The 12,150-nt window shown below is 35.0% G+C and carries 11 protein-coding genes; 7 read left to right on the top strand and 4 right to left on the bottom strand.

Features of this window, described 5'->3' with window-relative positions; translation table 11 throughout:
• Positions 1-86 precede the first annotated feature (86 nt).
• The 7 genes from ASE92_RS17255 (at position 87) to ASE92_RS17225 (ending at position 6,831) form a co-directional block, all read left to right on the top strand.
• Positions 87-737 (top strand): porin family protein, encoded by a 651-nt coding sequence (locus ASE92_RS17255; RefSeq protein ID WP_056851364.1) that lies wholly within the window; start codon positions 87-89, stop codon positions 735-737.
• Between the two features lie 249 nt (positions 738-986).
• Entirely contained in the window at positions 987-1,712 is a 726-nt protein-coding gene (gldF, locus tag ASE92_RS17250) for a gliding motility-associated ABC transporter permease subunit GldF (RefSeq protein ID WP_056851363.1), read from the top strand.
• Positions 1,712-3,397 carry a gliding motility-associated ABC transporter substrate-binding protein GldG gene (gene gldG, locus ASE92_RS17245; protein ID WP_056851362.1) on the top strand — a complete coding sequence of 562 codons (1,686 nt, stop codon included), beginning with the start codon at positions 1,712-1,714 and terminating at the stop codon, positions 3,395-3,397. Before gldF ends, gldG begins: the two co-directional genes overlap by 1 nt.
• A 33-nt stretch (positions 3,398-3,430) precedes the next feature.
• The gene (dnaN, locus tag ASE92_RS17240) at positions 3,431-4,555 is read left to right on the top strand and encodes a DNA polymerase III subunit beta (protein WP_056851361.1); all 1,125 of its coding nucleotides are present in this window, start codon (positions 3,431-3,433) and stop codon (positions 4,553-4,555) included.
• Positions 4,556-4,638: 83 nt separating this feature from the next.
• Positions 4,639-5,310, top strand: a complete 672-nt coding sequence (locus tag ASE92_RS17235; RefSeq protein WP_056851360.1) for a DUF4397 domain-containing protein — start codon at positions 4,639-4,641, stop codon at positions 5,308-5,310.
• Between the two features lie 59 nt (positions 5,311-5,369).
• Positions 5,370-6,080 carry a hypothetical protein gene (locus tag ASE92_RS17230; RefSeq protein ID WP_056851359.1) on the top strand — a complete coding sequence of 237 codons (711 nt, stop codon included), beginning with the start codon at positions 5,370-5,372 and terminating at the stop codon, positions 6,078-6,080.
• A 67-nt stretch (positions 6,081-6,147) separates the two neighbouring features.
• Positions 6,148-6,831 carry a VTT domain-containing protein gene (locus ASE92_RS17225; RefSeq protein WP_056851358.1) on the top strand — a complete coding sequence of 228 codons (684 nt, stop codon included), beginning with the start codon at positions 6,148-6,150 and terminating at the stop codon, positions 6,829-6,831.
• Between the two features lie 82 nt (positions 6,832-6,913).
• Here the strand turns inward: ASE92_RS17225 and ASE92_RS17220 are convergent, their stop codons facing one another.
• From ASE92_RS17220 to ASE92_RS17205, 4 genes are all read right to left on the bottom strand, one after another.
• Entirely contained in the window at positions 6,914-7,870 is a 957-nt protein-coding gene (locus tag ASE92_RS17220; RefSeq protein WP_056851357.1) for a zinc dependent phospholipase C family protein, read from the bottom strand.
• Positions 7,871-8,175: 305 nt separating this feature from the next.
• A complete protein-coding gene (locus ASE92_RS21560; protein ID WP_235527387.1) occupies positions 8,176-8,349 on the bottom strand; it encodes a hypothetical protein in 174 nt (57 codons plus the stop codon).
• A 116-nt stretch (positions 8,350-8,465) separates the two neighbouring features.
• On the bottom strand, positions 8,466-9,695 hold the full coding sequence (locus ASE92_RS17210) for a DUF3999 family protein (RefSeq protein ID WP_056851356.1): 1,230 nt from the start codon (positions 9,693-9,695) through the stop codon (positions 8,466-8,468).
• Complete coding sequence (locus tag ASE92_RS17205) at positions 9,676-12,024, bottom strand: DUF2339 domain-containing protein (RefSeq protein ID WP_235527386.1); 2,349 nt, start codon at positions 12,022-12,024, stop codon at positions 9,676-9,678. The genes ASE92_RS17210 and ASE92_RS17205 overlap by 20 nt, the downstream gene beginning before the upstream one ends.
• Positions 12,025-12,150: the final 126 nt, after the last annotated feature.

Genomic DNA, 12,150 nt, shown 5'->3' with positions numbered 1-12,150 from the left:
TAATTTTTTTCGACCGATTTGCGTAACTATTTGATGATAATTAACGTCTATTGCATCAACTAAATATACGTTTAATCAAAAATCAAATGAAAAAAACATTATTATCTTTATTAATGCTTGCTGGCATAGGCTATGCAGCATCAGCTCAAACAAGTAAACCTGTAACCTTTGGTGTAAAAGCAGGTGTTGCTTTCCCAAGCATGAGTATTTCTGCTGGAGGTACGTCAATTGGTTTCGATTCAAAAATATCATTTTATGTTGGTGGAACGGCAGAGTTTGCACTGTCAGACATTATTTCCATTCAACCGGGCTTAAGTTTTATTGGAAAGGGAAGCAAATTGGGCGGAGATACTTTCGATTTCGAAGAATCAGATTTAACTAATGAGTCAGCTACTTTAAACTTAAATTATCTTGAGTTGCCAGTGAACGTTCTTGCTAATTTTAAAGTGAACAATGCAGGAAAAGTATTTATTGGTGCTGGTCCTTATTTTGCTTATGCTTTAAGTGGAAACGTTAAATATGGTTCTGAGAAGGAAAAAATCGAATTCGATTCAAATGATGGCATTAAACGTGGAGAATTTGGATTAAACTTTTTAGCTGGTTTTCAATTCAACAATAAATTAAATATCCATGCTGGTTATGGATTAGGTTTAAGTAGCGTTATTGATGAGCCAAGTGAAGTAGATGTTAAATTTAAAAATAAAGTATTTTCGGTAGGCTTTGGTTATTCTTTCTAAACAATACAATCATATTTAAAAGCTTCTTGATTAATTTCAAGAAGCTTTTTTTGTTTAAAATGAATACTTACAACCCTGTTGTTGATCATTTCGTTTTATAACTTGGGATCAGGACCATCCGGGCATTGGTTTTATAAAACCGAATTACGAAAGTATTACTAATGTTAGTGAATTATTTAAGGCGTATTTACTTCGAAATCATCTTTAATATGCTCAAATAAATGGTTAACTTCGACGTTTTATTAGCACATGTACGCAGTTTTTAGACGCGAGTTATTCAGTTTTTTAAGTTCGATGGTTGCTTACATCACCATCGGCATTTTTCTATTGGTTTCTGGTCTTTTGCTTTGGTTTTTTCCTGATACCTCCATTCTTGATTATGGATATGCTGATTTAGGTGGCTTCTTCAGCCTGGTTCCCTATTTATTTATGTTTCTTATTCCTGCAATTACCATGCGATCTTTTGCTGAAGAAAGACGTGAAGGGACCTATGAATTGCTTATTACCCGGCCAATTACCATTTGGCAGATCATTATCGCAAAATACTTAGCCAGCCTGGTATTGATATTGTTTTCATTGATCCCAACTTTAGTATATGTTTATTCGTTATCCAAACTGGGATTTCCGGAAGGCAATGTAGATTCTGGAGCGATAATCGGATCGTATATAGGTTTGTTTTTGTTAGGTGCAACCTTTACTTCAATTGGCTTATTTTCTTCGGCATTAACCAAAAATCAGGTTGTTGCATTTGTAATCTGTGCGGCCTTATGTGCTTTTGCTTTCTTGGGTTTCGATTACAGCAGTCAAGTTATTTCGCTTCAAAACATAGAAGGTTTTATTACCAATTTAGGTATAAATCAACATTATAACTCCATTAGTAGAGGTGTGCTAGATAGCCGAGATTTAATTTATTTCATTACAGCCTCTTGCCTGTTTTTATTTTTTACCAAGTTAGTGATAGGAGGGAAACGATAATGGCTAAGAATAAAAAATGGATAAACTCAGTTGTATTTATTACAGCCTTAGTTTTGCTAAATGTAGCAGGTAACTATTTTTTTCATCGCTTCGATTTTACTGCAGATAAACGCTTCACTTTAAGCGAAAAAACGAAAACACTTTTAACCAATAACCGAAAACCAATTACGATTACTGTGTTTTTAGATGGTCAGCTTCCACCAGCTTTTAAACGTTTGCAAACAGGAGTTAAAGATTTGCTTTCTGATTTTAAGGCTTATTCTACTGCGGAAGTGAAACTGGTTTACGTAGATCCTTTAGCTGGTTTAACTGTTGAAGAGCAAGATACCGTAATTTACAATATGGCCCAGGATGGGATTGAGGCTACAAGAACAGCATTAAAAACCGAGAGCGGTACTACTGAAAAAATTGTTGTTCCAGCAGCGGTAATTGAGGTTGATGGGAAACAAATGCCGGTTAAACTGCTGCAAAACTTTAATGTTGCAGGTGGCTATGAAGAAAATATTAACCGATCGATAGAGAATTTAGAGTACACGTTTACTTCTAATTTAAAAAAGGTGCTCAACGGTTACAATCCACGGATTGGCTTTACAGAATCTAACGACGAATTGACCGATTTAGAACTGGAGGATGCAAGAGTAACTTTAGCTAATAATTACATTGTGGGTCGTGTCAATTTAAATACGATTACTAAAGAAGGTTTGGATAAGCTGAACATGATGATCATCGCGAAGCCTAAAAAAACTTTTACAGAAACTGAGAAATATAAAATAAATTATTTTGTAATGAATGGCGGTCGTGTGCTTTGGAGCATCGATCAAAATAATGCGGATTTAGAAAATTTAAGAACCCAAAACGGCCAGCTGGCAACGGCAAGAGACCTGAATTTAGATGATATGCTTTTTATGTATGGCGCCAGGGTAAATTACAATATCGTCGCCGATCCAGCGAACAATGTTGAAATTCCGGTTTCAACCGGAGCAGTTGGCGGCCAAAGTCAAATGCAGCTCATGCATTGGATTTACTATCCAATTCTACTTCCCGATACCACTCACAGCGTTGTAAAGAAATTAGATGGAATTAAATCTGAATTTCCAAGTACAGTAGATACAATTGGCGTAAAAGGTATTCAAAAATCTTATATTTTATCTACTTCGCCATATAACAAGATTTATAATTTGCCTAAACCCTTTAGTTTGCAGATGATTGCAGAGCAACTAGATCCACGTGAGTTTCAAAGTTCGCCACAGCATGTAGGTTTGATGTTAGAGGGCCGATTCCCATCGGTTTTTGCAGGCCGGCCACTACCTGCGGGGATTGATCGACCTTATACAAATGTCGCCAACAGTAAATCTTCAAAAATGATTGTGTTAGGAGATGGTGACATTTTTAAAAATCAGGTTTCAGACAAAGATGGTTCTGCATTTCCCCTAGGTTTCGATCGTTATTCGCAGCGCACATTCGGTAATAAAGCCCTTTTATTAAATATTGTGGATTATTTTACCGATGATGATAACTTAATTAGCTTACGCGATAAAGAAGTTAAAATAAGGTTGTTGGATAAAGCCAAAATTAAACTCGAAAAAACCAAATGGCAGTTTATAAATGTAGTTGCTCCAATGCTATTGTTAATATTCTTTGCAATTTTTCAACATTATTACCGCAAATACAAGTACGCTAAATAATTTTTATATTTTTGAAGAAGACTAAATGATATCATGAGATTTATTGTATCCACATCAACTTTATTAAAACACTTGCAAACTGTAAATGGTGCGTCAAGCAGCAGTACGGTTTTACCAATACTAGAAAATTTTCTTTTCGAAATTAAAGACGGAAACTTAACGATCTCTGCAACCGATTTACAAACCAGCATGACAACTGCTTTGGCTGTAGAATCAAAGGAGGAGGGAAAGGTTGCGGTTCCATCTAAAATCTTATTAGATACACTTAAAACGTTACCCGATCAGCCAATTGCTTTTAATATTGATGATACTTCTTTCGCAATAGAAATTAGTGCTGGCGACGGTAAATATAAACTAAGTGGTGAAAATGGCGATGATTTTCCAAAAATCCCGGTGGTTGAAAATGCATCATCCGTTAATTTGCCTGCATCAGTTTTAACTGAAGCCATTACAAAAACGATATTTGCAGTGAGTAACGATGAGTTACGCCCGGCAATGACTGGTGTATTCTGCCAGTTATCTCCTCAGCATATTACTTTTGTGGCAACTGATGCACATAAATTAGTTCGCTACCGCAGAATGGATAGTAAAGCTGATAAAGCAACATCATTTATATTGCCCAAAAAAGCTTTAACACTTTTAAAGGCAGCTTTGCCATCAACAGATATTAATGTATCCGTTGATTATAATGCTACAAGTGCATTCTTTAAGTTCGAAAATATCAACTTAGTGTGTCGTTTAATAGACGAACGTTATCCTGATTATGAAGCAGTAATTCCTCAAAATAATCCTAATAAACTGGTTATAGACAGGGGATTATTTTTAAATACTCTACGTCGCGTAGTTATTTTTGCAAATAAAACCACCCATCAGGTAAGACTAAAAATTAACGGTAGCGAGTTGAATATCTCTTCAGAAGATTTGGATTTTGCTAACGAAGCACATGAGCGTTTAAGCTGCCAATACGATGGCGAAGATCTTGAAATTGGTTTTAATGCCCGTTTCTTAATCGAAATGTTGAGCAATTTGAGCGGTGATGAAGTTACTTTAGAATTATCTACGCCAAATAGAGCGGGACTTTTGATTCCTCAAACCAACGATGAAAATGAAGATGTATTGATGTTGGTAATGCCTGTAATGCTTAACAACAGTTATTAAAATATATTTTCAAAAGTTAGAATATTAAAGGTGGCTTGGTTTTTGACCGAGCCATCTTTGTTTACCGACCAAATAATCTAACTATGAAAATCTTTACTAAACGCTCACACTTTCTATGCTTTGTCCTATTTATTAACTGCATAATAGCCTGTAAAAAGCCAGATCCGAATATAGTAGTAAAAGGAGAGGCTAAAGTTAAATTCATAAATGCTACCTTAACAGAAGCAAATCAAGATATTTACGTAGATGGCCAAAAGAATTCTACTACTGCAATTGCCTTTACTGAATCAACTGATTATTTAAAGGTTGTTTCGGGAAGCAGAAGTGTTAAATTTATGGGATCAGCAAATCTCCCAACAGAATCAGTCTTTAATTTTACTCCATCTTTGACTTACTCTACATTTTTAGTTGGTAATCGTACCGGAGCGAGAGAAATTATAACTTTTGAGGATAATTTAAGCAATACCGAAGCGGGCAAAGCGAAAATTAAACTCATTAACTTAACCCCTTTTTTTTTAACGGGCATAAATGTCAGCGTTCAAGCGGGCACTCAATTTGTTAACGGTTTACTCTACAAAGAAGCATCTACTTACTTTCAGGTGGATGCTGGAATGAGCCTTAGGTATAATGTTGTAGGCTCAGGAAGTATTAAAACCATTGATGGAACCTTACTTGAAGCAGGAAAAATTTACACCATCTGGTTTAGTGGAAGCACGTCCACAGCTTTAGAAGCCCACATTATAACTGATAATTAATTCATAAGTTTATATGCTTTCCATTATCTTTACGTTTTATAACAACAGTATTCCTTTTTATGAAAAGACGTAATTTTTTGAATTCTTCCAAGCTGATAATTTTAGTTTTTACCGTTGTTTTATTTAGTGCTTGTATTAAAAACGATAATTCAATTGTTGGAGATGCAAAGGTGAGGATATTTAACACAGTCATTTCTGATACCTCTCAAAATTTTTATTTCAATCAAGCTTTATTCAATAGTGTTACCGGGGTTTCTGCTTTGGCAACAAGTACCAACACCTCGTATTTTGTTGTAGAAGGCGATAAAGAATATCTAATTGATTCAAGAAATAGCGTTACCGGCGTTACAAACAGTTCTCTGAAACAAAGTTTTGCGCTAGGTAAAAATTATTCAGTTTATTACACGATAAAAAACACTTTGGCTACCACAAAACCTGAAATGATTATTTATCAAGATACCGTTAGGCAAAATAATAACGTAGCACAAATCATGTTTATTAATTTAGGCCATACATTAGGCTCCAAAGTAGATATTAAAGATAAAAGTGGAAAGATTGTAGAAAGCATTGGTTATGGAGAGAAAACAACTTATAAACAAATTTCTGATGTAGGCAGGAGTAACACTTCGATCCTACTAAATCTGGTTGACTCTGCAGGCGTGCAGGATTCAATTTCATACACCAACTTCGCAAAAGGCAAGGTCTACACTGTAATTATTGAGGGTGCTAAAAATGGAAAGCTTAAAGAGCGATTAGTGGCAAATAATTAATTCTTAGAACAGTTACTAAATTATCCCTTCGATATTCATACTTTTGACAAATTAAAATTAACATCACTTGGAATTTTTCGACTTACTCATACAATTACTTACTAATACAAAAGAAACATTAGAAGTAATTATGCAGGAATATAAAACCTGGACTTACCTGATCCTTTTCATTATTATTTTCGCTGAAACCGGCTTTGTGGTTACCCCATTTTTACCCGGCGATTCCATGCTGTTTGCTGTAGGTGCTTTGGTGGCTGGCGATGGTACTGGCTTAAACATCTGGTTTATGCTTTTTATTTTAATTGCTGCTGCTATTTTAGGCAACTCCGTTAACTATCAACTTGGTAAATTTTTTGGAATCAAAGTATTTAAAGAAAATAACAAAATTCTCAAGCTGAAATATTACCACCAATCGCATGAGTATTTTGAAAAACACGGTGCTAAAGCCATTATTTTTAGCCGGTTTTTACCAATCATCAGAACTATTGCGCCCTTCGTAGCCGGTGCAGCAAGAATGTCGTTCGGTAAATTTACTTATTACAATATTTTGGGGGGTATTGCCTGGATTGCGAGTTTATTGTTTGCAGGTTATCTGCTTGGTAAAATTCCATTTGTAGAAAAGAATTTTGAAATTTTGGTGCTAATCATTGCAGTTGGAACATTCGTGCCTGTAATTTATGGTGCCGCGAAGTCAATCTTTTCAAAGAAAAAAGTTGAAGAGATTATCGAAGAAGAAATTAAAGAAGACTAAAATATTAGTTTGATACTTTAGGCCGCAAATAAGCAGATTTACCTGTTTATTTGCGGCTTTTTCATTTATGCTTACGCCTAAGTTAAAGTTCTCTCCCAATCACGGTGCCTTGCAGAAATTTCTTTTCCGCCTCTTCGGCTGCTTGTTTTTCAATTGGGTTAGGTTCTAGCTTCACCAGGTTCTTAAGCTCCGGTTGTCCTGCATCTATCCAGGCAGAATACCAAAATGATCCAATTTCTATAATAGCAGCTCGCATTTGGCGCTCAACCATCTTATTCATTTGATCATGATATGTTTTTGAGTATTCTACGGAATACTGTTTTAAAACGGTATTGTTCCGTTCAGAAAAGCTATATTTTTTATCGGAAGGAAAAGCGGCTGCCAACCTTGCTTCTAAAGTCAAAACTGTATCTGCCAAGCTATGAGTATGTTTAACGATCTTCCAGGCTTCTTTCAAAGGATTTTCGATGTATTTCGCTTTGCCGACAACAAAGTTATAGTTCGAAGCAAACAACTCCGGTAATCTACTCTCCCAAAAAGCATGAATGCCAACTTGGTTTGTTAATTGGCCGTTGTGGTTTGCAGTGGTGTGCAATGGTACATGGGCATCACCGATATAATGGCCTAAATCTGTAGAGTATTTTAAAATCTTTATCGAATCACGATTAGCAAATGCTTTTACCAGACTAAAATAAGTACGCTGAATTTGCCATGGTACAATACCATTTGCATTTAAATGTTTTTGACCATATCTCGCTAATGCATCGTTCCACTTTTCCGGAATGCTATCGATATTTTTCTCATAATTTTCTACATCGATATAGTGCCTGGGTGCTTCCAGGGTATCGGCATATCTTCGTTTATCAGGATCTACAGCATGTTCAGTAATGAACTTTATATTTTTTTTGTAAAATAGGATCATGCCTCGCGGAAGGGTGAAAATTGCAAGGTTGTTTATTCTTTGGTGCGCAAAGAAACCCCAGGAAGTGCATAGAATGAACGGGATGATTAACACAATTAAAATAGTTAATCTTTTCATACCATGAATTTACATAAATTAGTTAAATTCTAAGCTCCAAATTGATTTAAGTGATGGGCTAAGTGCTTGTAAAACATTTTGTTCTATTCTGTTTGGTTAGCTTCCCAAAAGAGTGTGACTCTTTTCCGTCGAAATGATTTTCGCCCAACTCTTGTGTTTGATTGATGTAAGAAATTAAGCGATTTTTTCTTTCTCAATTTTTTTTTCATCGGTAACTACGAACGATGGCGCAGTTTGGCTATTTCTTTTATAAGGTTTTTCACTTACGATAATGTTCTTTACAAAAGCTTTCATGATGAATTTCATTATAGATTAGGCTTTGCATGTTTGCTATCATATACCAATTGATAACTTACGTTGCAATGTGCCAGCATTTGAGAAACGTTCATTTTACCCCAAAGCTGTGAAGTATTTGGGCTTAATTTGTTAATTATTTCAATAACTTCTTTATTTACAGCGGGTTGAAAAATATTTTTCATGTTTTTAATCTATCAAATGATCTCTGTATTTGTCTGTATATGTTTAATATGAAGTATCAAACTTCTTAGCATATCGAGTTTTCTATGTTATGCTTAACTTTCATTCTAATACGATCTTAATTCCTCAACATTTTAAATGAGAACCAACCTAACAATGCTATAATAACTGCCATTAAAACCCATAACCAAGCCTTGTTTTCAAATAATGGTTTCTCAATTTTTTCAGCATACGCTGGATTTTGCTGCTCTTTGCCAATGGTTAAAGCAGCTAAAACAGAAGGGATTTTACTTTCAAACTTTTCAATTTCATAATTTGGGGCAGCAACTTTATTATTTCCATAATATAGAGCGTACTGGAGAGTTGGGTTATCGAAACGAGCAACCAGCTCGAAGATATTTCCTTTCAGTTCTAGGCCGCTTATGCTTAAAGGTCTATTGTCGTTATTTTGGATGGTTATTTTTATTCTCGAGGCAATGGTATTTGGAAAATTAAATGTTGACTGCTCGAGGGAACTCAAAGTTCCGTTATATAACTCAGCATAATTATATTGCATGCCCTTTTCTGTTTTGACACTGTCAGTAGCGTATTCGATTTTAAAAGAGCGATAAAAGTCAAAGTCGCTGTTAACATTAAGTTTTAAATTAGATACAGGCATTAGACGGGTTAAATCAACGGTTATAACTGTCTCCTTAGCTTTGGCATCATTATATAAATGGTAAGCTCTATATTTTAAATCCTGATAAGTGCCATTTATAGTATCGGTTTTCAAAATTTTTGCTTCTAATAATTCTGGCTGAACCGGGCTTTTCAAGGCAATTCTGAAATACTGATATTTTGAATCTGGAACACTCAATTTAGTAAACTGATAATCGGTATCATTATTTTTAATTGAAAGAATGCGGTAATCTTTCAAAATAGAAAACCATTTTAAATTATCGTTACTGCCTTCCAAAGTAGCTTGCCAATCAAAATTACTTTGTTTGAATGATAAATTAATTTGATTAATTGCAGTCGCCACATTGGCTTGAAATGTGAAATAATAAAGGCCTAAATCTGAGCTTTTATTAATTATTTTAAAGTCTACTTCCTTCGAAATAATTTGATCTACCCGCTGCTTTAGCAAATAAGGAACTTCAGTGGTATCTTTTCCAGTCATACCAAAAATCCTTAAATCCTGGAAGCCTTTATTTTCGGCTGCATACAATTGTTCGGGTAGTTTTATGCCATGCCAAATTGAATTAACACCGCTAATATCTCTTTTGAATTTATAGCTGCTAATTTGTGCTTGAGCAATTCCATGACCAAGCAAAAACACCAAAAGAATACTAATTTTCAGTTTTAACATCATCAATAATTAAATATTTGTATTTGTTGTAGAGAAAAGAAATTATAAGTAAAAGCACTCCCAACGAGACAAAAACCACAGTTTTAGCGATTGTACTCAACGAATAAATATCATAAAAGAAAAGTTTAATTAGCGTTATGCCGAACAATACTATTGCCCCAATCCTTAAATGTTTTTTGTTTTTTGCAAGTCCCATTCCGATGAGGAATAAGGAGTAAATTCCCCAAAGAATGCTCAAACCAAGTTTGTAACTCTTATCTGTTCCAGATAGCTCCAAAATGTTAATCAACTCACTGCTAATTACCCATAAAATTGAAATGTAAAGCAGGTACTCGAACATAGTTTTGAAGTTCTTTTTAAGCAAGCCTGAATTTTGCAAATAATAACATTGAGCAATAAGCAGTGCAAAAAATGCTATTGATATATATCGGATAACAATATTAAATGAACTGATATTAAAATATTCGTTTTCCGTTGATAAATAGTTATCACGCAGCTCACTAAGCGTGTATAATCCATTCGTTAGGAAAAGTAGTATCATCACAAGGTTGATGATAAGATTTGCAATGGCTAGCTCGTTTTTCTGAATTTTTTTAATATTTAGAAAGGTTAGCGCAGCTGCAAAAAACATAGAATAGATATAAAGCCAGGCCGTTGTAAGGGTTTCGTAATTATAATTAAAAGCATGGCTTGCATCGTCAAAACCATTTCTTTGACGGAGTGTAACTTTTGTTGACTCTAATAAACCGCTGAAATAACGGACAATTTCTATTCGGAAAGTAATGTAAACAGTTAAAACCAGAATCGATGGAAGCGCATAATTCAAAATGCTTCTTATCCAGAGCCAATCGCCTGATTTTTCTGTTTCCTTAGTATTGATGTTGAGCATCCAAGCAAAACTCCCAATGAAGATACAAGCAGTTAAAAAGCTGACATTTAAAAATGGAAGCACATGTGGTGCATTTCCATAATTTACGTCATTAAACCTTGCCCAATCTTCTAAAAGGGAAAAGAACGCTAAAAATATTAATGGAAATGATAGCTTTTCGTAAATAGCAATGCCTTTTATCCTTGCCAAATAGAAGAGTACAGCAGCCTCAACTGCCCAGAAAATAGTTACCCAACCGCCATTAAGTTGCACCGGAACCGCCATCGTAATAAAAGTGATCACCATGGCTAAAATCAAGTAAAATAGGTTTTTGTCAGCAAGCTGCTTCTTGTAGATAATTAAGCTTACTACAAAGTGGATCACGGCGTTTGCGAGCGTAAAAAGCCCCAATAATTCAATACTATTCTTGTTGGCAGCTAAAATAAAATATCCGATTCCGTAGTAAATGAAAGAATTCAAAAGCAAAATAACGACATCACTAAAGCCAAAGATTTCCTTTTTTGACACCTTATAAGCTAAATTGGTGACGTAAAAAATGATGAAAAACACTGAAGAAAATAAAAGCGATAGGGCAAAATGATCTTCTTCACCTCTTAAATTTAATCGCCAGGAAAGAAATATGATCCAGGTTAGGCCGAAAGATGCATAAAAAAGTGGCTTCCAATACTTTTTAAAGCTCAAAATCAAGATGCCAATATTAATGATAGCCATGTAGGTAAACAATACTCCAACTTTTCCCGAACCATCACTGAGTAAAAAAGGAACAGCATAAGCACCAACCAAACCAATATGGGCAATAACCTGCTTATTGTATTTTATGGCAGCTACAACAGTAAAAGAAGTGAAGACAACCATCAACAGAAATGCTAAAGCCTGCGGAATAAGCGAATAGAAATCATAAGCTGCATAGGTAATAAAATACATGATGGCGATGGCACCACTAACCAATACAGCCGAAAAGTTTTCGTATTTCTCTTTGAGTTTAATTGCGAAAGCCATTAATCCGGCTCCGACCGCATAACCCAAAACAATCCGGGTGAGCGGGCTGATCATATCATGATCTATAGCGTATTTTGCCCCGATGCATACACCAAGAATTAATATAAGAATACCAATTTTGCTGATCAGATTTTCTCCGATGAACTTCTCAAAATCCGATTTAACCATGTTTTCACGTGTAAACCGATCTGCAAAATTATTTTGCGGTTGATTTACTGGCGGTTGAAATGGACTTGGAACAGCTTGTGGTGCAGGGTCATTTTGATTTACCGTACTTGGCGGAGTGTTTCTAGGCGGAGGTGCAAGAATAGGTTCGGCAATTGGTGTTGACGGTTGAACATAAGCAGCGCTTGGCGATTGTAAAGCCCTTACTTCTTGTTTTAAAGCTTCTATTTCTGCCTCAAAACCTTGTTGCCTAAGCAATAAATTTTCGAGCTTCATTAAAAGGAAGTTTAATCTCTCTGAATTATCCATTCTATATTTCGGTAGTCGTTAATTTATTAAATATAGGAATGAATTTTACAAGGTTAAGGAAAATATTCGATTGGTGTATTTAAATTGGTAGCT

The organism is Pedobacter sp. Leaf41, from assembly GCF_001422545.1.
In the GTDB taxonomy this organism is placed as follows: domain Bacteria; phylum Bacteroidota; class Bacteroidia; order Sphingobacteriales; family Sphingobacteriaceae; genus Pedobacter.
Note: the sequence above shows the minus strand (reverse complement) of the source record. Positions and strands in the feature narration are given on the sequence as shown.

Excerpts from the sequence above, each read along its gene's own strand:
- ASE92_RS17255 (WP_056851364.1), top strand. The coding sequence starts at position 87 with ATGAAAAAAACATTATTATCTTTATTAATGCTTGCTGGCATAGGCTAT.
- gldF (WP_056851363.1), top strand. The coding sequence starts at position 987 with ATGTACGCAGTTTTTAGACGCGAGTTATTCAGTTTTTTAAGTTCGATG.
- gldG (WP_056851362.1), top strand. The coding sequence starts at position 1,712 with ATGGCTAAGAATAAAAAATGGATAAACTCAGTTGTATTTATTACAGCC.
- dnaN (WP_056851361.1), top strand. The coding sequence starts at position 3,431 with ATGAGATTTATTGTATCCACATCAACTTTATTAAAACACTTGCAAACT.
- ASE92_RS17235 (WP_056851360.1), top strand. The coding sequence starts at position 4,639 with ATGAAAATCTTTACTAAACGCTCACACTTTCTATGCTTTGTCCTATTT.
- ASE92_RS17230 (WP_056851359.1), top strand. The coding sequence starts at position 5,370 with ATGAAAAGACGTAATTTTTTGAATTCTTCCAAGCTGATAATTTTAGTT.
- ASE92_RS17220 (WP_056851357.1), bottom strand. The coding sequence starts at position 7,870 with ATGAAAAGATTAACTATTTTAATTGTGTTAATCATCCCGTTCATTCTA.
- ASE92_RS21560 (WP_235527387.1), bottom strand. The coding sequence starts at position 8,349 with ATGAAAAATATTTTTCAACCCGCTGTAAATAAAGAAGTTATTGAAATA.
- ASE92_RS17210 (WP_056851356.1), bottom strand. The coding sequence starts at position 9,695 with ATGTTAAAACTGAAAATTAGTATTCTTTTGGTGTTTTTGCTTGGTCAT.
- ASE92_RS17205 (WP_235527386.1), bottom strand. The coding sequence starts at position 12,024 with ATGAAGCTCGAAAATTTATTGCTTAGGCAACAAGGTTTTGAGGCAGAA.